The sequence below is a fragment of the Segniliparus rugosus ATCC BAA-974 genome (genome assembly GCF_000185725.2).
Taxonomy (GTDB): Bacteria; Actinomycetota; Actinomycetes; order Mycobacteriales; family Mycobacteriaceae; genus Segniliparus; species Segniliparus rugosus.
The window spans coordinates 500,382-519,197 of the sequence record NZ_KI391954.1; the positions used below are offsets into that span (position 1 = coordinate 500,382).

Below are 18,816 nucleotides of genomic sequence, written 5' to 3' on the forward strand. Positions count from 1 at the left end.
GGAGGTCCTGCAGCGCCCGGATGTTGTCGAGCGCCGCTGTGATGGTCGCCAGGCTCTCTTCTTGCACGCCGATCGCGCGCAACGCGATGGCCCGCACTCCTACCTGGTCCACGAGCGCGGGCGGCTTGCTGGGCGTCTTCTGCGTGCGCCTCCGGGTTCGTGAAGTAGGCGATCGGCACCCCGAAGAAATCGGCCATCGACAAACGCCCCGTCGAGGGGCGGCTCTTGCCGCCGTTGCGCAACGCCGAGAGGTGCCCGCCGCTCACCCGGAGTTCGGGGTTGCGCCGAGAGGTGCCCGCCGCTCACCCGGAGTTCGGGGTTGCGGCGTTTGAGCTCCTCGGCCACCTGGTCGTTCGTCCAGAATTTCCCGTCCGGCCGAGGGGGCGGAAAGGCCGGTCGAGGCGCACGGCTAGCGGTTGGCCGCTCCAAGGCATACGACCAACGATAGCAGGATCAGTGGAGAAAAATTCTTCTGAGAGTTGACAACTCGACCGAATCCTATAGTCTACTGGCGGTAGAGAAACTTGACTTGAAATAGAAATTTTGAAGTAGAAATTTCAGTCAAGCCGGGGGCGTGGCTGCGGTCGCTACATCGAGGGGTCGACCACAGCCACGACGGGGGCGATCCCTCGACTTGGGCTAGCGCTGGCCGCCCATGGGCTGCACCGGCAGCGCCGTGCAGGAGGTGGTCGGCAGGACGGAGCTGGTGGACCAGCCCACCCGCGTCCCGTTGTGGGTGATCGAGCAGGTGAATTTTCCGGCGACCGCGCCCGCGACGTCTTTCGGGCTCACGGTGACGCTGGCCTTGTCCCAGGACTCGCCGAGGCGCACGGTCTCCTTCCACGGCAGGTCGACCTCTTTGGTGATCTGCTCGGTGACGCCGCTGCGGTAGCTGACCACCGCTTTCGCCTGGCCCGACCCGGCGACTTCGTAAGTGGTGTCGCCGAACACGAACTCCTGGACCTTGTCCTTGCCGACATAACCGACGACGCCGAGTGCGGCGAGCCCGGCGACACCCATGCGCAGCGGCGTTTTCAACATGTGGCGAAATATATCCGCGCGCGGGGCGGTCCGGGGAGTTCCCGCCCGCGCGGATGCCGAAACGTTGCGAACTTGTGCGCGTCTCGCGAGGCTCCTTGGCCGTTGGCGTGTCCGGCCGAACGTCAGAGCCGCTCGGGCGCGGCGATTCCGAGCAATGAGAGGCCGAGCGCGAGGGTGTCCCCGGTGAGCTCGCAGATCGCCACCCGACGGGCCCGGATCTGCGCGGTCGGAGCCTTGAGCACCGGGCATGCCTCGTAGAAGTCCGAGAACGCCTGCGCGAGCGCGTACAGGTACGCGCAGAGCCGGTGCGGCTCCAGGCTCTCGGCCACCGCGTCGAGGGTCGCGCCGAACTCGTCGAGCGTGCGGACCAGGGCGCGCTCGGCGGGTTCGAGCGGGGGCGCCTCGGAGCCGTCGGGGGCCGCTTCGGCCTCGGCGAGCCGGGCGAGCATGGAGCGGATCCGCGCGTGCGCGTATTGCAGGTACACGCCGGTGTTGCCCTGGAGCGAGAGCATCCGGTCCAGGTCGAAGACGTAGTCGCGGGTGCGGGAGGTGGAAAGGTCCGCGTATTTCACCGCGCCGATCCCGACCTCTTGCGCGCGCTGCTCCTGCGCTTGCGCCGACAGCCCTGGGCTGCGCTCCGCGATAGTCGCCCGCGCGCGCGCCACGGCCTCGTCCAGCAGGGAGATGAGCCGGATCGTCTCGCCCTCGCGGGACTTGAACGGCTTGCCGTCCGCGCCGAGCACCGAGCCGAACTGCACATGCTCCGCCTCGACCCCCTCCGGCAGATAGCCGGCCCGCCTGGCCGTCTCGAACACCATCTTGAAGTGCAGCGCCTGCGGGGAGCCGACCACGTACAGCAGCCGGGCGGCCTTCAGGTCGCGCACCCGGTGGCGCAGCGTCGCCAGGTCGGTCGCCGGGTAGCCGAAGCCTCCGTCGGACTTCTGGATGATGAACGGCACCGGCTTGCCGTCTTTGTCCACCACGTCGTCGAAGAACACGCAGAGCGCGCCCTCCGAGCGCACGGCCACCCCGCGCCGCTCCAGATCGTCGGCGATCCCTTGCAGCTCGTCGTTGTAGCTCGACTCTCCGGCGATGTCCTCGTCCGTGAGCAGCACGCCGAGCTTCGAGTAGATCTCGCCGAAATACGTCTTGGACTCGGCGACGATCTCCTGCCAGCCTGCGAGCGTCTCGGGATCGCCGGACTGCAGCGCGACCACGCGCTGGCGCGAGCGGGTCTGGAACTCCTCGTCCGCGTTGAACCGGGCGCGGGCCGCTTTGTACAGGGCGGCGAGCCGGGAGATCGTCGGGGTGTCCCCGTCCTCCTCGCCGCCCGCCACGTCCGGATTCTCCAGAAGATGTTCGATGAGCATCCCGAATTGCGTGCCCCAGTCGCCGACGTGGTTCTGCCGGATCACCTCCGAACCGGAGAACGTGAGCAGGCGCACGAGCGCGTCGCCGATGATCGTGGAGCGCAGATGCCCGACGTGCATCTCCTTGGCGATGTTGGGCGCGGAGTAGTCGACCACCGTGACCGGGCGGGACGCGGCCTTGCCGAGGCCGAGCTTCGGGTCCGATCCCCGCGCCGCGAGCTGCCCGGCCAGTGCGGTGTCGGCGAACGTGAGGTTCACGAACCCCGGCCCGGAAGCCTCGACATGGGCGAACAGGGGCGAGCCGTCCAGTTGCGCCACAACCTTGCCCGCGAGCTCGCGGGGGTTGCCCTTGAGCTTCTTCGCGAGCGCCAACAGGCCGTTGGCCTGGTAGTCGGCGTGCTCGGAGGGGCGGATGATCGGGTCCGCCCCAGCGGCTTGCGGGCCGAGGGCGGCTTCGAACGCCGCGCGCAGGGCGCTGTCGGCTTGGGCGGCGAGGGAGAGGATGGGGGTGTCAGCAGGCATGGCGAGTCAACGATACCGAAAGCGCGGGCGACGGGCGGTCAGTCGTCGCTTTTTGGCGGGACGAAGATGATCGACTGGAGGCATTGCGGCTGTCCGTGCACGCCGAGGCTCACCTGCGCTGCGGGCCTGCGCAGAACCCACGCCTCGGCGGAGGGGTCCGCGTCCATGTCGAGCGCGACCTTCTCGGCCTCAGGGTATCGGGCCCGGATGCTCTCAGGGCCGACGCAGCTGGCCGACTCGACGTGGTAGATGGTGGTCCACCACGCGCCGTCGCGGTCGTAGACGAGGACGCCGGACAGCTTGACCCCCTGGCCAACGGCGACCGGGCCGCCCCGCCACTCCTGCCAATCGCCGTCGCCGAACATGCTGCCGTCGCTCATCCGGTCCATCCAGAGCATCTTCGTCGACAGGAGCTGCTCGGCCTTCCAGGACTGGAGCGGCGCGGCAGCCGAGGAGCGGTCCACAAGATCCCACAGCGCCGAGAAATCGGGCGCGGCCGACGCTTCGACTGGATACGCCAGCCCCAAACAGCACGCGACGGTCAACACCCACGACGAAAAGGCCCTCATCCGCCGATCGTAGCGCACGGTCGTCCGTGTCGGCGGAGCCCGGTCGTGTCTTGTCACCAGCTGGTCCGACGGGCTGGCTGTTCACAAGCTGGACTGGTCCGTCGTCACCGGGGCGGATCCCAGCCGCAGCGGACAGTCCACCAGTCTTGGAAATCGCGTTTGCGGTTGTGTTCGCAGACGCGCAGGTCGGCTTCGAGCGCGGCGTTTCGTTCCCGGAGGAAGGCGCAGTCCCGCAGAGCGCTCTCGCGGAAGGGCCCGTATCGGTCGACGCGCAGCTCCGCGAGCGAGGAATCGGGATGCGAGACGAGCGCGTCCACGATCCGCTCGTCGACGCGGACAGCTTCGGCGATATCCGGGGACCGATCGGTTCGGCGGGGCTTGGCAAGCTCTTCCAGGGGCCGCAGCCGTGATATTTCCAGCGTGAGCGCCGTGTGGAGCTCGATGCCGAGCCGAGCCATGAAGTCGTCCCACTGCCGCGTCTGCGCGGCAGCTTGATGCATGACGAAAGCGTCGTGGACAGGACGGGTCGGCGCTACTGCCCGCTCGTAGCCCGCACACAGGGCTTCGCCTGCTGTGTCCGGACGCGGGCGCAGGTTCGGCGAGGAATTCCATGTGAGGGCCAGCAGGACGACAGGAATCGACAGGACGACGAGCAGCGCCTTCGTGCGGAGAGCGCGGCGCGACCGGCTCAGCTGTCCAGACCGCCAGCGGGCACCGGCTCGAGGATCTCGCCCCGAGACTCGGGAGCCTTCGCCCGCAGCGCGTCCGCCGAGGCGTCGTCGGTGAGGGACTGCGAGCGCAGCTCGGCGTCCACCCGAGCGGTGTACAGCTCGATCTCCGCTTTCATGCGCCGCTCGTCCCAGCCCAGCACGCCCGCCGCGATCTCGGCGACCTCGCGCGCGCAGGCGACGCCCCGGTGGGCGTACTCGATGCTGATCCGGGTGCGACGGGCGAGCAAGTCTTCCAGATGCAGCGCGCCCTCGGCGACGACGGCGTACTTGATCTCCACCCGGAGATAGTCCGAGGCGTCGCGGACCGGGCGCAAGAGGCCAGGGTCCTCCTCGGCGAGCGCGAGCACTTCGGGGAGCAGCGACCCGTACCGGTCCAGCAGGTCGACCACCCGGTCGTGCGGCACGCCCCAATCCTGGCCGATGCTTCTGGCTTTGTTCTTCAGCGCGGGGTAGCCGTCTGCGCCGAGCAGCGGCACGCTCTCGGTGACCGACTCGGGCGCGCCGGTCGGCAGGAAGGGCACCGCCGCGTCGACCGCGTCCTTGGCCATCACCCGGTAGGTGGTGTACTTGCCGCCCGCGATGGACACAAGGCCGGGCGCGTCGACCGCGACCGCGTGCTCCCTGGAGAGTTTCGAAGTGGCCTCGTCCTCGCCGGCGAGCAGCGGCCGCAGCCCCGCGTAGACCCCGTCGATGTCGGCAGGGGTGAGCGGCACCTTCAGCGCCCGGTTGACCTGGCCGAGGATGTACTCGATGTCGGCGCGGGTGGCGGCGGGGTGGGCGAGGTCGAGCTTCCAGTCCGTGTCGGTGGTGCCGATGAGCCAGCGCTCCCGCCAGGGGATGGCGTAGAGCACGCTCGTGGGGGTGCGCAGGATGAGCGCGACATCGCTGATGATCTTGTCGCGCGGCACGACGATGTGCACGCCCTTGCTGGCCCGCACCTGGAAGCGGCCCCGGATGTCCGCGGCCTTGTGCAGCTCCGTGGTCCACACGCCCGAGCAGTTCACCACCGCGTGCCCCAAGACCTCGGTGGTCTCGCCGGACTCGCTGTCGCGGACGCGGACGCCCCGCACCCTGCCGCCGTCCTGGAGGAAGCCGACCACCTGCGTCGACGTGCGCACCACCGCGCCGAAATGCGCCGCCGTGCGGGCGACGGTGAGCGCGTAGCGCGCGTCGTCCATGACCGTGTCGTAGTAGCGGATCGCGCCGACCAGCCCCTCGGGCTTCAGGCTCGGCGCGAGGCGCAACGTCCCGGCCCTGGTGTAGTGCCGCTGCCGGGGGACGGTCTTCGCGCCGCCCATCGTGTCGTAGAGGAAGAAGCCCGCCGCCATGTACGGCCGCTCCCAGAGATGGTGGGAGAGCGGGGCGATGAAGGCCTGGGGCTTGACCAGGTGCGGGGCGAGTTTGGTCATGACCAGCTCGCGCTCGTGCAGCGCCTCGCGCACCAAGCCGAACTCTAATTGCTCGAGGTAGCGCAGCCCGCCGTGGAACATCTTCGAGGAACGGCTGGACGTGCCCGAAGCCCAGTCCCTCGCCTCGATGAGGGCGACGGAGAGCCCGCGCGTCGCCGCGTCGAGCGCCGCGCCCGTCCCGACGATGCCGCCGCCGATCACGATCACGTCGAAATGCTGTTTGCCGAGTTGCTCCCACGCCTGTTGGCGCTGCTCGGGGCCGAGTTGATGTGCTGTGAGATTGGTTGCGATCCGGTTCGTCATCGTTCTCGTTCCACTATGTCGGCCAGGGTTTCTGGCTTTTGGTCGCTATTCGTCTTCGTCGTTGGACAGGATGCGCGCCGCCTCGTTGACCGAGCCCATCAGCGACGGGTAGACGGTGAAGGTGCGCGTCACATCCTCCGCTGTCAGTTTATTCCTCACCGCGAGGGCGATGGGCTGGATGAGTTCGGAGGCGCTCGGGGCGACGATGACGCCGCCGAGGACGCGGCCCGAGCCCGTGGAGCAGAAAAGCTTCACGAAGCCCCTGGTGATGGCGCCCATTTTGGCCCGCGCGTTGGTGGCCAGCGGCAGCGAGACGACTCTGGCGTGGACCTTGCCCGAGTCGACCTCCTTTTGGGTGACGCCGACCTGGGCGATCTCCGGGCGGGTGAAAATCGCGGAGGTGACCGTGCTCAGCTTGATCGGAGTCAACGCCTCTCCGAGCGCGTGGTACATCGCGATGCGCCCTTGCATGCCCGCGACCGACGCGAGGGGGAGCAGGCCCGTGCAGTCCCCGGCGGCGTAGATCCCGAGCGCGCTCGTGCGCGACACCCGGTCCACTTTGATGTGGCCGCGTTCGGTGAGTTCGATCCCGGCCTTCTCGAGGCCGAGCCCTTGGGTGTTCGGCACGCTGCCCACGGTCATGAGCGCGTGGCTGCCCTCCACCGAACGCCCGTCCACGAGGGCGACCCGCACGCCTGTCTTGGTGCGCTGCACCGACTCGGCGGCGGCGTTCTTGACGATGGTCACGCCCCGGTGCGCGAGCGCGTCCTCCAGGACGCGGGCGGCGTCTTCGTCCTCGCTCGGCAGCACGCGGTCGCGGCTCGACACCGCGGTCACCGGCACGCCCAGCTCGGTGTACGCGTGGACGAATTCCGCGCCGGTGACCCCGGACCCGACGACGATCAGATGCTCAGGGATCTCGTCGAGGTCGTAGATCTGCCGCCAGGTGAGGATCCGCTCGCCGTCGGGCTGCGCGCTGGGCAGCGTCCGGGGACTGCCGCCGGTGGCGATGAGCACCACGTCGGCGTGCAGTTTCTCGACGCGCCCGTTCACGGTGGCGATCACCTCGTGGGTCGCCATGCCCGGTTGCTCGTCGGCGACCTCGCCCCGCCCGATGAGCACGCGGATGCCCTCTTTGGCGAGCTTGTCGTGGATGTCGGTGGACTGGGCGCTGGCGAGCTCTTTGACTCGGTTGTTGATCGCGCGCAGCGTGCGGCGCGTGATGAGGTCCTCGATGCTGGCGGCGTCGAAGCCCAGGTTCTCCGCCCGTCGCAGCTCGGTGCGGATCCCAGTGGAGGCGATGAACGTCTTCGAAGGCACGCAGTCATAGAGCACGCAGCTGCCGCCCATGCCTGCTTGGTCGAGAATGACGACTTCTGCTCCGAGGTCTCTCGCGACGAGCGCCGCCTCGTATCCGGCGGGGCCGCCACCGATGATGACCACGTCTGTCAAGTGCGGCTCCCTGGCTTGTCGGTGTTCTGATCGTTCTGGCGACCACGGTAGTCGCTCTGGCCCCTCCGTGCAGCGAACAGGGGCGCCTTAATCTTGTCAGGTGCCTATGTATGCCGCGTACGGGTCGAACATGGATCCAGCCCAAATGGCGCAGCGCGCGCCTCACTCTCCGGTTGCCACGACTGGGTGGTTGTGCGGCTGGCGGTTGACGTTCGGCGGGGCGGACATCGGCTGGGAGGGCGCGCTCGCGACCGTGGTCGAGGACAAAGAGAGCCCGGACTCGAAAGTGTTCGTGGTCCTCTACGACCTCACCCGCGAGGACGAAGAGGCGCTCGACCGGTGGGAGGGCTCCGAACTGCGGCTGCGCCGCAAGCTCAAAGCCAGGGTGGACACCTCGGACGGGCCGGTGCTCGCGTGGCTGTACGTGCTCGACGCCTTCGAGGGAGGCCTGCCGTCGGCCCGCTACCTCGGCGTGATGTCGGAGGCGGCAGAGGTCGCCGGAGCGCCGCAAGAGTACGTGACGTGGCTTCGGACGCGGGCGTGCCGGAGCCTCGGCGACAAAGACTGATCCCCCTCCTCCCCGCCCGCAAAGCCTGGGGGAAGCATCCTCAGGTCCGCGCGGCGGGTTCCCCGCTACTGCGGGGCGGGCGGGATTGTCCTGGTCGGCGCGTGGGCGTAAGTCCACGCTTTGACCGTGCGGGGGAGCACGCGGAGCTGTTTGGCGATCTCCTCGATCGGCACGCCGAGCTCATAGTGCGCTCGGGCGGCCTGCTCTCGGAGATCCCTGCTGATCGGGGCGAGCCCCGGCATCTCCGCGCCGGTTTCCCGCTGATGCTCTTCGGCCCAGGTCCGCGCGGTGGCGACCGGGACGGCGAGCGCCAGCGCTGCCTGCGAGACACGTTTGCCCTCGGTGAAAACGAGCCGGATTGCCTCGGCTTTGAGCTCGGGGGGATAGCAGTGCCTCGGCCCTCGGTCGTATTTCGGGATCGGAGCGCCGTGCTCCGCCTTGTAGCGCGCCGCCCATTGGTGCGCGGTGTTCGAGGACACGCCGGACTGCCGGGCCGCGACGGTGGGCGAAAGGCCTTCTTGGAAGATGAGGCGCAGGGTTTTCAGCCGCACTTCGTCCGGGACTTTCGGTCGGTTCGGTTTCGGGATGCCTTCGGCGGACCGATGCTCGCGCACCCATCGCGCGACGGTGGTCGGGTGGTAGCCGTACTTCTCGGCGAGCTGGGCGACGCTGTGCGAGCCCGCGACGACCAGCCGCGCGGCTTCGGCTTTCATCGAGTGCGGAGCCTCGTTCCGTTGCCTGCGCTCGTAGAGGCCTTGGGCTTTCAAGTGGTTGCGCACCCAGAGCCGAATCGTCTCCGGGGTCACCCCGAACTTGGGCGCGAGGTCTTTGACGGGGACTTTGTCCGCGAGGTGGAGTTGCACGGCGGTCCGCCGCGCCAAGGCGCGGGACTCGGCGTTGTGTTTTCGGCGCGCCGGGTGGGCGCGGCGCGGCGCGTCGAGCTGGGCCGCCGCGCGGAGGGCGGCGTGCCCGATCTCGGGGCGCGCCGGGTCCGGCTCGCCGAGCGCGGTCCAGAGCCTCCGCCGAGCTTCTGCGGGGAGCTGCGGGTCGCCCAATCGCCCGAAAAGCTTCGCGGCGATGGCGGAGAGCCGAAAATGCTCTGCTCGAGCGAGGGTGAGTTTTCGCTCACGCCGCGCTTGGGCGCAGTCGGCTTGCGTTTTGCGCAGATGTTGTACGGCGAACGCGCGAAAGGCGGCGAGCTCATGTTCCGACAACACGCGTTCGATGACTACTTGTGTCATGGCCCTCCTTCCGGATTGAGGCCAATAGTACATGAGTTCGGCAGGGCGCGTCCGGCTCACAGCCTCAGATCGCGGAGCAGTTTCGCGACATGGCCGGTCGCTTTGACGTTGTATTGGGCGAGCTGGATTTTGCCCTCTGCGTCCACCAAGAACGTGGAGCGGATGACGCCTTCGACTTTCTTCCCGTACATGGTCTTCTCGCCGAACGCGCCGTACGCGACCATGGTCTCTTTCGTCGGGTCGGAGAGCAGCGGGAACGTGAGCTCTTGGGCTTCGCGGAACTTCACCAGCTTCGCGACCGGGTCCGGGGAGATCCCGACGACGGCGATCTTGGCGGCGTTCAGCTGCGCCAAGCTGTCGCGGAAGTCGCACGCCTGCTTGGTGCAGCCCGGCGTCGAAGCGGCGGGGTAGAAGTACACCACCACCTGCTGGCCGGCGTAGTCGGCCAGCGAAACGGACGCGCCGGAGTCCGACGCAAGGGTGAACGCCGGGGCGGCGTCCCCGACAGAGAGGCGGGCAGATGCGGTCATGCTGCAAGCCTAACCGCACTTTCGGGTAAGCTGGCCGGGCGCCGCCCCGATGAGCAGAAGCAGGCGCGCGAGAGTTTGGAGGCCAGAGGTTGTCGAACGATCCGGATCGTATCGAGCGCGAGGTCGAACGGGCCCGTGAGGAGCTCGCGCGCGTCATCGACCAGCTTGCGGAGCGCCTCGACCCGAAGAAGGTCACCGACGAGGCCAAGCATTGGCTGGTCCTCAAGCTCAACGAGCCCCCGGTGAAATACTCGTTGCTCGGCCTCGGTGGACTGTTCACGCTCTTGGCGTTGCGCCGGCTGTTCGGCGGCCGGAAAGACTGAGCATGTCCGGCGCGGAGGGGGAGCTGGAGCCCGCTCCGGCGGCGCTCGGAGCGCCGAAGGCCCGCAAGGCCGGAGCCGGATGGGCGCAGATCGCTTTCACCTCGGCGGTCTTGGTGCTCGGCGGGGCGGCGCTGTCGCTGTATTCGTTCTTCGTCGGATCCATGTCGGTGATGGCGACGGACCATTGCAGCATCGCTTCTGGCTCCGAGGCGTGCGACTGGGACGCTTTCACACGGGGATGGTTCGCTGTGACGTTCAGCGGAGCCGCCGCGATGCTCGTCGCAGCGGCCGGGGTCGTGGTCTGCCTGGTGAAGAAATGGCAGCTGTGGTACTGGCCGATGGCCATGGTCGCGATTTGGTACGCGCTTTTCGCCCTCGGCTGGTCGTGGGAGGCGGCAGGCGTCCCTTCCGCCCGCTAGCGGGGATTGTCGCCCTGCCGGGCCCGCTCTTGCGCCTTCTCGATGAACGGCTGCAGCAAAAGCGCGAGTTCTTCGGGCACGTCGTGCCCGGTCTCCGGGGGCGCGGAGACGTAACTCAGCGCCAAGCGGACCAGCGCCCTCGCGAAAATCCCGGCGTCGCTGAGCCGGGGCGCGACCCAGCTCGCGGCGAGCGAGTCGGTCAGCCGGGCCGAAGCCCGCTCGATGATCGGCCCGCTGTCCGTCGTCAGCAGGCGCATCAGGTCTGGTTTGGCCTCCCCGGCGAGGAACGAGACCACCAGAGGATCGCTCGCGATCTGCACGAAGAACATCTGGAAACCCTGGATCAGGGCTTGGTGGATATCGCCGATATTCGCTTGAATGGCGTCGTCCACGGCGTCGGCCAGGCGGTCGGCGAGCCGGAGCGCGTAGGCCTCGACGAGCCCGGTGCGGGATTGGAACTCGTTGTAGAGGGTCTGCCTGCTCACCCCCGCCGCTTTGGCGACGTCGGCCATGGTGACTTCCGACCAGTCCTCATGCTCGAGGAGCTGTTGGAGCGCGTCGAGAACGGACTCGCGCAGCAGCATGCGAGAGGCTTCGGCGTAAGGCGAGCGGGCCGAGTGTCGGGTTTTCGGGGGTTGGGTCACGAACGGGCTTTCTCCACCATCTCGAAGTCGGGCTTGGCCGCGCCGCGGTCCGGGCAGGTCCAGCCCTCGGGGATGCCGTTCCGCCGGGCGCCGGGGGCGACGCCGTCTTCCGGCCAGTCGGGGGCTTCGTCGTACTCGGACCCGCCTCGCGGGCAGAAGTACAGCGTGTACTCGGTGCTCTCGCTCACCGCGTCTCCTTCCTTTCCGGCCGACGTTCCGTTCTGGCCTGCGCAGCGCGCCGGGGAGGCTCCCAGCGGTTTGCAGTCCATCTTCTCACGCGCGCTGCGGTCCGGGCATGCCCATGCGTCGCGCACAGCGGCCCATGGCGTGCCCGAGGGGCAGCCTTCCCCCGGGTCCCCGGCGGATTCCTCGTCGACATACTCGCAGACGGGGCAGCGGTAGGCGGCCATCGCGCGGCCTTGCCGTACCGCGCGGGCAGTTTCGCGCGTTTGCCCGGCTGCGCAGGCTCGGGAGGGCGACGTCCTCGTGGTGGCTGCGGCGGTGATGCGATCGGTTGCGATACGGGCTGTCACGACGACTCCTTGCGGTCGGTCGGATTCACTATCGGCCAATAATGCGCCTTTAGCCAATGAGGAACATCACTCATATCGTGCGCATGACGCTAGCATTTGTCGCTAGATTAGACAAGAGGCCATCTTTTGTCCAAGAAACGTGGACGTGGCGCCCCCCGAATCGCTTCCGAACATGGACGATCAGCGGTCTCGGCGAGGAGCCACGCGCGAGAGGGAATCGCGGTCCAGACGGCTGCTGATCAGGCCCACTCGGCCATGGTCGTCCAGCTCCACGGATACTGCGCCGCCGCTGGGGAGCAGCAGCGCGTACCCGGTCTCATCCCGCTCCAAACCCAGGCCGCGCTTTTCGGCGTACGCGGCCAACGCCCTCGGCCAATCGGCGACCACGCCGGCCGAGACCGCCCGCACGAGGACTTGGTCGATCCGGAACGTGGTGGGCTCGCGCAGCGCGAGCATGGGATGCTCCACGAGGAGCGCGACGATCAGCCCGCCGCCCGCCTCGAACGTGAAACAAGGCAGGCCGGTGACGTGCGACGCGACTGCGCCGATCCGTCTGGCGACCTCCCGCGCCTCCCCCCGCAGCGGCAGTTCGGGCTCGGCGAGCATCTCGTGCCCACGGCTGAGGAGAGAGTCGCGGACGCTCGCCGAAGCGGCGACGACCTGCGAAGGGAGGCCGTTCGGGTTCGCCCAGCCCCAGAGCCAGGAGCCCTGGCGGGGAGAAGCCGTGCCGAGGACATGGGCCTTCGCGGTGAACGATGGCTCCCTGCCATGGTTGAACGTGATCGATCCGGCCTGGACATCCGGATAGAACGGCCCGTTGTAGGGGCTGTCGCCGCCGACGACGTCCTCAAGGCGCAGCTGCTGGTCCCAGGACCACAGCGCCACGTCGGCGAAAAGCTCCTGGCTCAAGGGGTACGCGGGAGGCGGCTCGCCGACGCCGGCCCGAGCCGAGGGGGCGGGATCGTGCTCGTCGCGCAGCTCGATCCGCCCCTCCTCGGAATCGACTGCGATGATCCGCGCGCGTTGGTCGAGAACGACGGTCACCGGGCCGCCGTCGGCTCCCTGGAAGACAAAACCTTCGGGGCGCACGGACAGCTCGAGCCCGCGCCGCTCAGCGTAGCCGCGCAGCGCGCGCGGCCAGTCGGCGGGTTCTGCGGACTGCGCGGCGGCGGCGACGGCGCGCGCGATACGGCGCGCGGTCGTTTTCGCGCGCACCTCGAAATGCATCATCGCGACCGCGACCTGGCCGTCCTGCTCGATGAACAAGGGAGAGAGCCCAGGCATGAGGTGCGCGGCGATCATGCCGTAGCCTTCCGCCGCGCCCGGCCCGTTCGGCAGGAGCACCGAGGGCTCGAGCAGCGGCTCGATGCCTTTGCGCTCCGCGATGGACCGCAGCTGGCGGGATATGGTCAGCGCCTGGTCGGGGAAGCCGAACGGATTTTCCCAGCCCCAGCGCCACACCCAGTCGCCGTTTTCCTCGAGCGCGGCCACGCCCAACAACTGAGCCGGAGCGTTCACCGGGCTGTCGCTGTCCGGATTGAGCAGGACGTGCCCCTCGCTCAGGAAATATCGGAAGCCGACGACGAACTCGCCAAGGGCAAGGCGCTGTTCGACCCCGGCGAGGAGCGCCTGGTCGAACACCGCGCTCCACGAGTCTTCCCTGACGGGCTGGGCTGGGCCCACCAGGGCGACAGGATCGGGCGAAGCGCCGTCGTACTCGAAAACAGCGTGGCCTTCGGCGCTTTCAATCGCGATCAAACGGCCTGCCGCGTCGAGGACGGCGTGCACGGGACCGCCCTCGGCCCCGGAAAGGGAACAGCGCATCGTGATGTGGGAAGGATCGTCCGGAGCGTCGGACTCCTCCCGGACCTCCAGCCGTAGTCCGCGTTGCGCTGCGTAGCTCGCGAGCGCCGATTGCCACGGCAGGTCGGGAACCTCCTGCGCGGCGCGCAGCGTTTGGGCGATCAGTCTCGCGGTCGCCGGCGGAGACGGCTCCCAAAGCTGGACGGCGAGGACGAGGTATTGTTCGCCCTCGTCGAAGAAGAGCGGGGCGAGATTGTGCCGCGCGAGCAGGCCAGACGCGAAATACCCGTTCCAGACGGCGGGCTGCGGGCCCGCGCCGAGCGCCGAGGCCCGCTCGCAGAACAGCCGTTGAAGGCCGCCCTCCTGGTGCGATCCGAGCTCGAAGACCTCGCGGGCGAAACTCAAGACGGACTCGTCGAGGCCGTAGGGGTTCTCCCAGCCCCAATGCCACGTCCAGCCGCCTTCGGAGTCGCGGAACGCCGCGCCGAGCAGCTGCGCGGCAGTGGTGATCTGGTTCGGCCGGCCTGGATGGAGCGTGACGGTCCCCTCTGGGAGCCGGAGGGCGAGGCCGCCATGCTCGGGGTCGGAGCCGATGAACTCCTGGAGCAGGAGGCTTCGTTCCACGGCCATGAGAAAAGACTGGAAGTTTTCCTCTGAGAACTCGCGCAGGGGAAACTCGTTTGGGCCCGTCATATCGGCCAGTGTATCGAGCGCCCGCGATCACGCCGTCAGAAGTCTCGCGCCGTCCAGTCTGAGCACTCGGCGGCAGTGGCGCCCGACGAGCTCCAAGTCGTGGCTGATGACCAAGGCCGCGAGCCCTTCTTTCGCGGCCAGCTCCGCGATGAGGAGCATGACCCCATCGGCTGTCTTCGCGTCGAGCGCGGAAGTGACCTCGTCGCAGACCAGCACCGAGGGTTGGTACGCGAGCGCCCGAGCGACGGCGACGCGCTGGCGCTGACCGCCGGACAACTGTCCCGGCAGCCGGTCCGCGAGTTCGGGAGCAAGCCCCACCTGCCCGAGCAGCCCCGCCACGTCGGCTCCGCGCGCCGCGGCGAGGAGCGTCTGGCGCACGGTCCGCCGGGGGTTGAGCGTCCCCGCCGGGTTTTGCGGCACGAGTTGGATCGCTCGCGGCGGCAGCGCCGTCCAATCGCCGGCTCGAGGCTTCCCGAGGCCGACCATGACGCGGGCGAGCGTGGTCTTGCCCGTTCCGGAGTCGCCGACCAAGCCGGTCAGCGTCCCCTCGGACAGCTCGAAGCCGCCGTCCTGAAGGAGCGTGCGGCCGTTCGCGCAGCAGACAGACAGATTCCGCGCCTCGAACACGACCTTCCGGGGCGAGGACGGCGCGGAAGGCCCGCCGAGGAGGGCGGGGTCTTGGCGGCTTCGCGGTGCGGATTCCGCTGGGAGCTGCTCTGCCGCCCCGACGACGGCCACCTCGTCCGCGATAGCCCGCAACGCCGTCTCGTCGTGCCCGCTTGCCACGACGGCTTTGCCTTCGTCGGCGGTTTCCCGCAAGAGCGCTGCGACCGCGTCCCTTCGGGTTCCGTCGAGCCCGGCGAACGGCTCGTCGACCACCAACACGGGGTTCTCCCGCAGCAGCGCCCTCGCGAACGCCACCCGGCGCTGCTCTCCGCCGGAAAGCTCGCGCGGTTTTTTGCGCAAGTGGGACTCGTCGATCCCGAGCCGCGCGATGACGCCGGGGATCCGGTCGGGACGGGCGGCGGTCTCCGCGAGGAGGGCCGAGACCCGCATCGTCGGGGTGAGTTCGGAGCCAGGGTCTTGGCCGACGAAACTGATCTGGGCGCGGCGGAAGATCCGCAGCTCTTCCCCGTCGAGCCCCGGCGGGCTCGTCAGACGCAGCAGCGCGGTCGTCTTCCCCGAGCCGGACGCGCCGAGCACCGCGAGCACTTTGCCCGCTTTCGGCTCGAGCGCCGATGTCGGCGGCAGGACTTGCGCGGCTTGGCCGGGAGCCGGGGCGCACGCCATGATCGCGCGGCGGACGGCGAGGGAGAGCGCGACGATCGCGATCGCGGGCGCGGCGGCGGACCACGGATTCAGCCACAGTCCCGGTCCGACCGAATCGCGCACCATGACCGCCCAGTTCGACGGGCCGAGCGCGGCGGGCAGACGCAGGAACGCGACGGTGGAGACGAGCGCGGTCGCCTCCACGAACCGGAGCGCGAGCTGGGTGATGAACGTGGCCCGCAGGTTCGGCAGGATCTCCTCGACCGCGACGCGCCAGTGCCCGGACCCGTTCGACAGCGCCACCTCGACGAAGCCGCTTTTCGCCACGACCGAGGCGGCCCCGCCGAAGACCCGCGCCGAATACGGAGTCCCGGCGAGGACGGCGACGAGGAGCAACGCTCCCGCCGCTGTCCAGCTCGACCCGCCGCCCAGCCGGAGCAGCACGAGCATGGCGACCAGCAGCGGCGGCAGGAGCACGAGCAGATCGGTGCAGATGTCGATCGCCCGAGCCAGGGGGCCTTCGAGTGCGGAAAGCGTCCCGAGCACGGCGGCGAGCGCGGTGACCAGGACGGCGATGACCGCCGCGGTGAGCGTGAGCCCGAGGCCGCCGTCGAGCAGGCGGGAGAGCACGTCGCGGCCCAGTTCGTCCCCGCCGAGCGGCGCTGCGGGGCCAGGCGGGGCGAACGGGCCGGTCACCGTCTCGTCGGCGCTGTGCGGGGCGAAGAGCGGGCCGCACAGCGCGGCGAGGCACAGCACGGCGGCCGGGGCGACTGCGACGATGCGGCTCCGGACGGCTCCGCGCGAGAAAGCCCGCGTCACACCCGGCTCCTTGCGATGTCGGCAACGGCGAGGACCAGCGAGATGAGCGCTGCGGCAGGGGCCAGCGCCCCGAGGACCAAGTTCTCGTCGCGGCCGGCCACCGCCGAGGTGATGATCTGGCCGAGGCCGGGGATGTTGAACACGCTCTCGACGACGAGCGCTCCGGAGAACAGCAGGCCAGCCGTGGTCCCCAGCGATCCTGCGATGGTCGGCAGGGCCGAGGGCAGCACATGGCGGGCGAGCACCTGGCTCCGAGTCAGGCCGTCGCGGACCGAGGCGGCGGCGTGCGGCGCGCGCAGCTGGTCCGCGACGGCGGCGTGCGCGACGGCGGTGTTCCACGCCAACTGCGGAGCGGTGAGCGCGACGATCGGCAAGACCAAGGCGGCGGGGTCCGGCTCGCCTATCGAAGCGGCGGGCAGCCAGCCGAGCCAAATGGCGAAGACGAGCACGAGCCCGACCGCGACGACGAACTCCGGCGTGGCGATCAACAGCGTGGTCGAGGGGCCGAGCAGCCTCGATTTGGACAAAGCCCACCAGCCTCCGAGGACTGGGGCGAGCGCGCCAACGAGCACGAGCGCGCACCCGGCGAGCAGCGCCGTGTTCGGCAAGGCCGCGCCGACGATTTCGGAGACTCCGGCCCCGCGCAGGGTGGTCCCGAAGTCTCCGGTGAGCGCGCAGGCGGTCCAATGGCCGAACCGAACGGGCCACGGGCGGTCGAGCCAGAGCTCGTGGCGAAGGGCGGACCGCTGCTCGTCGGTGGCGTGCGGGCCGAGCGCGCCGCGCAAGCCGTCGCCCGGCAACAGGCTCTGCGTGAGCGAGACCAAGGCGAGCGCGCAGACGAGCAGAGCGGCGCGGCGCAGGAGAACGCGGGCAAGGAGACGGAGCATAGCTATGGCTAGCCTAACGGAGCGGTCGGCTTTGCCTCGGCCCCACCTGGTTCAGCGCAGCCACACTCGTTCGAGTTGGGTTCTGCCCCAGCCCCCGAGCTTCGGGGCGTCGTGGACTCGGGCCGAAGCCACGTCCACGCCGTCGGCGGTGCCCCAGACCACGTAACCGCCGCGCTCGTGCTGGATCCGTTGGAGTTCGCGCGTCGCCCTGTCGCGGTCCTCCGCCGAAGCCCCCGACACCGCCGTCGCGTGCGCCGCGTCGAAGTCCGGGTCCCGGAAGGCGGTTTCGTTGATCTGGCTCTTGGAGTCGAGCACCTTGTCCGCGAAGAAGAGGACCGAGTCGTTCGTCCCCCAGCTCACCGTGGTGAGCGCCGCCTTGTGCCAGGACTCGGCGGCGAAGACCTCTGGTTCCTGCTGCACGACCTCGATCTTCAACCCTGCCTCGGCGAGCTGCCCCGCGATGAGCTTGGCCGTGTTCACTTCGCCGAACGCTTCGTCTTTTGTGAAGAGCTGATAGGTGCGCCTCAGATCGACCCCGGCTTCGGCGAACAGCGAGCGGGCGCGGTCGAGATCGCGGGTCCGTTGGGGCAGAGCCCGGTCGTAGGCGGGGTCGGCAGTGCCGAGCACGTCGTTCGCCACGCTCCCGTATCCGGAGAGCACCTGGCTCACCAGCGCCTCGCGGTCGACGGCGAGGCGAATCGCCTCCCTGGCTTTCGGATTGGCGAACGGGCCGTCCGAGCAGCGGACGGCCAACGGCACGACGAGGTCGCCCGGCCTGCGGATCACTTGCAGGTCCGGCCTGCCCGCCATCGCGCGCGCCGCGAGCGGGCCGACGTTCATCGCGAGGTCGATCTGTCCTGCGACGACGGCGTCGGCCAAGGCCTGCACGCTCGCGAACCTCGTGAGCTCGAGGGCTGCGACTCGCGTCCCGCCCGCTTGCGGGGCGGCCAGCGCGCTATTGCCCGGCCACCCGTCATGACGGGTCAGCCGGACGTGGTCGAGGGCGCGCGAGCCGACCGAATCGACCTTGAACGGCCCGGATCCTGGCGATCCGCCCAAGGTGCGGCTGGTCCCGTTCTTGGTCGTGAAGGTCATCAGGCGAAGCAGCATGGGCAGCTGGCTGTTCGGCTGGTCCAAGGTCAATGTGACCTCGTGCGGTCCGGTGGCGCGGATGCCCGCCTCCGGGACGGGGATTTTCCACGCCTGGCCGGGTGTGCGGCGCAGCACGCGCAGCGACTCGGCGACATCCTCCGAGGTGACGGGCGAGCCGTCGTGGAACGTCGCGTGTTCGGCGAGTTGGAAGGTCCAGCTGGCGAGATTGTCGTCGCCGCGCCAAGAAGCGGCCAGTCTCGGCGCGACTTGCGTGTCGCCGCCCGGCACGGTCAGCGGGTCGAACACAAGGGACATGAGCGTCATGTCGAAATCGCCCGCGAACGTGCTGTAGGGATTCGTGGTGGCGGTGGAGGAGGGGCCGAGCGCGCCGACCCGCAACGTGTCCGAGGGCGGCTGTCGGCGGGAGCAGCTCGGCGCGGCGGCGATGGCGATTGTGCCCACAAACCCCAGGCGCAAGGCCGTTCGTCGGCTGACGCGCATCGTCAGTCTTCACTCCTTCGGCTGGACTCGCTGGGCAGATGAGCTGGGCAGAGCCTAACCGAGCGGATGCGTGTCCGCAATCGTTCGCGGTCCGGCT

At 69.2% G+C, this 18,816-nt stretch carries 17 protein-coding genes and 1 pseudogene; 3 read left to right on the forward strand and 15 right to left on the reverse strand.

The features are described 5' to 3' along the window. Nucleotides 1–639: 639 nt before the first annotated feature. The 6 genes from HMPREF9336_RS12270 to HMPREF9336_RS12295 form a co-directional block, all read right to left on the reverse strand. Entirely contained in the window at nucleotides 640–1,041 is a 402-nt protein-coding gene (locus HMPREF9336_RS12270; protein WP_007467435.1) for a hypothetical protein, read from the reverse strand. A gap of 122 nt (nucleotides 1,042–1,163) precedes the next feature. Continuing rightward, nucleotides 1,164–2,933, reverse strand: a complete 1,770-nt coding sequence (gene argS, locus HMPREF9336_RS12275; protein WP_007467437.1) for an arginine--tRNA ligase — start codon at nucleotides 2,931–2,933, stop codon at nucleotides 1,164–1,166. A 38-nt stretch (nucleotides 2,934–2,971) separates the two neighbouring features. Continuing rightward, complete coding sequence (locus tag HMPREF9336_RS12280; RefSeq protein WP_040585565.1) at nucleotides 2,972–3,502, reverse strand: hypothetical protein; 531 nt, start codon at nucleotides 3,500–3,502, stop codon at nucleotides 2,972–2,974. 104 nt (nucleotides 3,503–3,606) lie between these two features. Next, nucleotides 3,607–4,002 (reverse strand): hypothetical protein, encoded by a 396-nt coding sequence (locus HMPREF9336_RS12285; RefSeq protein WP_007467441.1) that lies wholly within the window; start codon nucleotides 4,000–4,002, stop codon nucleotides 3,607–3,609. Between the two features lie 188 nt (nucleotides 4,003–4,190). Continuing rightward, nucleotides 4,191–5,945, reverse strand: a complete 1,755-nt coding sequence (locus HMPREF9336_RS12290) for a glycerol-3-phosphate dehydrogenase/oxidase (RefSeq protein WP_007467443.1) — start codon at nucleotides 5,943–5,945, stop codon at nucleotides 4,191–4,193. A 45-nt stretch (nucleotides 5,946–5,990) separates the two neighbouring features. Then, the gene (locus HMPREF9336_RS12295) at nucleotides 5,991–7,397 is read right to left on the reverse strand and encodes an NAD(P)H-quinone dehydrogenase (protein WP_007467445.1); all 1,407 of its coding nucleotides are present in this window, start codon (nucleotides 7,395–7,397) and stop codon (nucleotides 5,991–5,993) included. A 100-nt stretch (nucleotides 7,398–7,497) separates the two neighbouring features. On the opposite strand from HMPREF9336_RS12295, the gene HMPREF9336_RS12300 reads away from it, so the two are divergent. Beyond that, nucleotides 7,498–7,965 (forward strand): gamma-glutamylcyclotransferase family protein, encoded by a 468-nt coding sequence (locus HMPREF9336_RS12300; RefSeq protein WP_007467447.1) that lies wholly within the window; start codon nucleotides 7,498–7,500, stop codon nucleotides 7,963–7,965. A gap of 65 nt (nucleotides 7,966–8,030) precedes the next feature. Here HMPREF9336_RS12300 and HMPREF9336_RS12305 read toward each other — a convergent pair whose 3' ends face one another. After that, complete coding sequence (locus tag HMPREF9336_RS12305; RefSeq protein ID WP_021030604.1) at nucleotides 8,031–9,206, reverse strand: helix-turn-helix domain-containing protein; 1,176 nt, start codon at nucleotides 9,204–9,206, stop codon at nucleotides 8,031–8,033. 56 nt (nucleotides 9,207–9,262) lie between these two features. Next, nucleotides 9,263–9,736 carry a thioredoxin-dependent thiol peroxidase gene (gene bcp, locus HMPREF9336_RS12310; RefSeq protein ID WP_007467453.1) on the reverse strand — a complete coding sequence of 158 codons (474 nt, stop codon included), beginning with the start codon at nucleotides 9,734–9,736 and terminating at the stop codon, nucleotides 9,263–9,265. Between the two features lie 89 nt (nucleotides 9,737–9,825). Between bcp and HMPREF9336_RS12315 the strand changes: the two genes are divergently transcribed. Both HMPREF9336_RS12315 and HMPREF9336_RS12320 read left to right on the forward strand, forming a co-directional pair. Then, nucleotides 9,826–10,059 carry a DUF3618 domain-containing protein gene (locus tag HMPREF9336_RS12315; protein ID WP_007467455.1) on the forward strand — a complete coding sequence of 78 codons (234 nt, stop codon included), beginning with the start codon at nucleotides 9,826–9,828 and terminating at the stop codon, nucleotides 10,057–10,059. A 2-nt stretch (nucleotides 10,060–10,061) separates the two neighbouring features. Beyond that, nucleotides 10,062–10,478 (forward strand): hypothetical protein, encoded by a 417-nt coding sequence (locus tag HMPREF9336_RS12320; protein ID WP_007467464.1) that lies wholly within the window; start codon nucleotides 10,062–10,064, stop codon nucleotides 10,476–10,478. Here the strand turns inward: HMPREF9336_RS12320 and HMPREF9336_RS12325 are convergent. The 7 genes and pseudogenes from HMPREF9336_RS12325 to HMPREF9336_RS12350 all read right to left on the reverse strand — a co-directional run bounded on the left by HMPREF9336_RS12325 (nucleotide 10,475) and on the right by HMPREF9336_RS12350 (nucleotide 18,680). Continuing rightward, on the reverse strand, nucleotides 10,475–11,122 hold the full coding sequence (locus HMPREF9336_RS12325; RefSeq protein ID WP_007467465.1) for a TetR/AcrR family transcriptional regulator: 648 nt from the start codon (nucleotides 11,120–11,122) through the stop codon (nucleotides 10,475–10,477). The genes HMPREF9336_RS12320 and HMPREF9336_RS12325 overlap by 4 nt on opposite strands. Continuing rightward, on the reverse strand, nucleotides 11,119–11,310 hold the full coding sequence (locus tag HMPREF9336_RS12330) for a rubredoxin (protein WP_040585864.1): 192 nt from the start codon (nucleotides 11,308–11,310) through the stop codon (nucleotides 11,119–11,121). The genes HMPREF9336_RS12325 and HMPREF9336_RS12330 overlap by 4 nt, the downstream gene beginning before the upstream one ends. A 99-nt stretch (nucleotides 11,311–11,409) precedes the next feature. Next, nucleotides 11,410–11,532 (reverse strand): annotated as a pseudogene (locus HMPREF9336_RS19200) (rubredoxin); the annotation flags it as partial. A 303-nt stretch (nucleotides 11,533–11,835) separates the two neighbouring features. Beyond that, on the reverse strand, nucleotides 11,836–14,088 hold the full coding sequence (locus HMPREF9336_RS12335; RefSeq protein WP_040585568.1) for a DUF6882 domain-containing protein: 2,253 nt from the start codon (nucleotides 14,086–14,088) through the stop codon (nucleotides 11,836–11,838). Between the two features lie 90 nt (nucleotides 14,089–14,178). Beyond that, on the reverse strand, nucleotides 14,179–16,239 hold the full coding sequence (locus HMPREF9336_RS12340; RefSeq protein ID WP_021030606.1) for an ATP-binding cassette domain-containing protein: 2,061 nt from the start codon (nucleotides 16,237–16,239) through the stop codon (nucleotides 14,179–14,181). Next, nucleotides 16,236–17,126 carry an ABC transporter permease gene (locus tag HMPREF9336_RS12345; RefSeq protein ID WP_007467473.1) on the reverse strand — a complete coding sequence of 297 codons (891 nt, stop codon included), beginning with the start codon at nucleotides 17,124–17,126 and terminating at the stop codon, nucleotides 16,236–16,238. Before HMPREF9336_RS12345 ends, HMPREF9336_RS12340 begins: the two co-directional genes overlap by 4 nt. A 51-nt stretch (nucleotides 17,127–17,177) precedes the next feature. Then, on the reverse strand, nucleotides 17,178–18,680 hold the full coding sequence (locus HMPREF9336_RS12350; RefSeq protein WP_244431662.1) for an ABC transporter substrate-binding protein: 1,503 nt from the start codon (nucleotides 18,678–18,680) through the stop codon (nucleotides 17,178–17,180). Nucleotides 18,681–18,816: the final 136 nt, after the last annotated feature.